This is a genomic window from Vibrio sp. V42_P2S4T144 (assembly GCF_009904715.1).
Taxonomy (GTDB): Bacteria; Pseudomonadota; Gammaproteobacteria; order Enterobacterales; family Vibrionaceae; genus Vibrio; species Vibrio alginolyticus.
Window position 1 is genome coordinate 1 of sequence record NZ_WXWS01000579.1, and the last position, 2,380, is coordinate 2,380.

Annotated in this window: 2 protein-coding genes; both read left to right on the top strand. The window is 47.3% G+C overall.

Annotation, left to right across the window (positions count from 1 at the left end):
• Positions 1 to 130 precede the first annotated feature (130 nt).
• Entirely contained in the window at positions 131 to 724 is a 594-nt protein-coding gene (gene kefG, locus CAG68_RS19130) for a glutathione-regulated potassium-efflux system ancillary protein KefG (protein WP_054730473.1), read from the top strand.
• The coding region (gene kefB, locus CAG68_RS19135) for a glutathione-regulated potassium-efflux system protein KefB (protein WP_161441522.1) at positions 708 to 2,380 on the top strand (1,673 nt) is incomplete at its 3' end. The genes kefG and kefB, both read left to right, overlap by 17 nt.

Here is a 2,380-nt window from a genome sequence, read left to right on the forward strand (position 1 = left end):
GGTATATATCTAGCGGTGAATAGTAGGGGTATTGGCCGGAAAAGTCGATTGATTCGCTTTAATTGCATTATGCTGTACAAAAAAGTATAACAATTTGATAACGGATAAAAATAACCACAAGGACGACCATTTGGCTGTTGCACCGTCTATTCTCCCAAAAGTTCTGGTCATTTATGCTCATCCAGAGTCACATAACTCGATTGCCAATCAAGTGATGATAAAAAAAGCTCAGTCGCTTGATCACGTCACTGTGCACGATCTTTACGGTGTTTACCCCGATTTCTTTATTGATGTGAATTACGAACATGAGTTGTTGCTCGCTCACGATGTGATTGTATTTCACCACCCACTTTATATGTATTCATGTCCAGCCCTATTAAAAGAGTGGCTAGACCGAGTGTTAGGTAAAGGCTTTGCGTTTGGCGGAGGTGCGGCGCTAGAAGGAAAATACTGGCGCAGTGTCATTACAACAGGTGGTAAAGAAGAAGCCTTCAGCGCGAAGGGGTACAACAAATACCCACTTGAGCAAATCTTGCAACCGTTTGAACTGACGGCAGCCCTATGCCAAATGCACTGGATTGAACCTCTGGTGTTGTATTGGTCAAGAAATGTTTCGGATATTGAACGCTACGAACATGCCGAGTTATACCGTGGATGGCTGAGTAACCCACTTGAAAACTGGCAAGCGGCAGATCGAGGAGGTCAGTATGGCGATCACCAGTGAGTTTCTTCAAAGCAGTGTGGTCTTTCTTTCGGCTGCGGTTATTGCGGTGCCGATTGCTCAGCGCCTTGGGCTTGGCTCGGTTTTAGGTTATTTACTCGCTGGTGTGTTGATTGGCCCATGGGGGCTTGGCTTAATTAGCGACGTTGATGCCATTTTGCATTTTGCCGAGCTTGGGGTTGTGTTGTTACTGTTTTTGATAGGGCTGGAATTAAACCCTAAAAAATTGTGGCAGATGCGAGGGCCGATTTTAGGTTTAGGCGGTGCGCAGGTTGTGGTCACGACCGCCGTGATTGGTAGTGTCGTCAGTATGTTTGGCGTAAGCATGCAAGTGAGTTTAGTGATCGGGATGGGGTTGGCGCTGTCCTCGACGGCGATTGCACTTAAAGTCATTGAAGAGCAAGGGCTTAATGGTACCGAAACGGGGCAATCTGGTTTTGCGGTGCTGCTCTTTCAAGATATTGCAGTGATCCCGATGTTGGCGATGTTGCCCTTGCTAGCAGGCGGGCATAGTGGTGGAAGTTGGTTGGATGTCTTCACTATTTTAGGCAGTGTGGTAGCACTGTTGATTGGAGGTCACTTTTTACTACGTCCGCTATTTCGTTTTGTCGTGATGAGCGGCGTTCGTGAACTCTTTACCGTTGCTGCACTTTTAGTCGTGCTTGGCATTTCGGTCGTGATGCAAAAGCTCGGCCTTTCGATGGCATTGGGGACTTTTTTAGCAGGCGTTTTGCTGGCAGAGAGTGAGTATCGCCATGAGCTGGAAATCGCTATCGAGCCATTTAAAGGTCTGTTGTTGGGGTTATTCTTTATTGCGGTGGGCATGGCGGTAAACTTGGGGTTATTGGCATTACACCCTTTAGAGATTCTCGGTGCGGTGGTGGCTTTGGTCGTAGTTAAGGGTTTGGTTTTGTATGCATTGGCGAGAGCTGCCCGTGTTGGAGCCAAAGCGAGAAGCCGTATGGCTGCAATTTTGAGCCAAGGCGGTGAGTTTGCCTTTGTCATATTTACCGCGGCGAGCCAAGAGGGCATTTTGTCCAAAGAGCAAGTGGCGTTTCTGTTGGTGGTGGTCAGTCTATCCATGGTGACGACTCCTCTTTTGCTGATGGGACAAAAGAAGTGGTTTGCTCATACCCTGAATCAAGAAGAAGAGGGCATGACCACGAAAGTCGTGGATCGCCGACCACGCGTTATCATTGCAGGCTTTGGACGTTTCGGTCAGATCGTCGGACGTTTAATGTATGCCAATAAAATCAAAGTGACAGTATTAGAAAGTGATGCCAGCCAAATCCACCTATTACGTAAGTATGGTTACAAAGTGTTTTATGGCGATGCTACACAAATTGACCTATTGAGGGCTGCTGGCGCTGATAAAGCGGAAGCATTGGTTATTTGTACTGATTCACCTGATGAGGTGATGGCCATCGTGGACATTTGTCGCGTGCACTTCCCGAAACTTAAGTTGTTAGCCCGAGCAAGAAGCCGTGTCGAGGCTTACCAGTTAATGAGTCATGGTGTAGAGAATTACTCTCGTGAAACATTTCTAGGGGCACTAGATCTCGGTCGCCAAGCGCTCGTAGAACTGGGTATGCATCCTTATCAAGCAAAGCGGGCAGAAGCACATTTTCGCAAGTTAGATAATGCTATGCTTAAGGACTT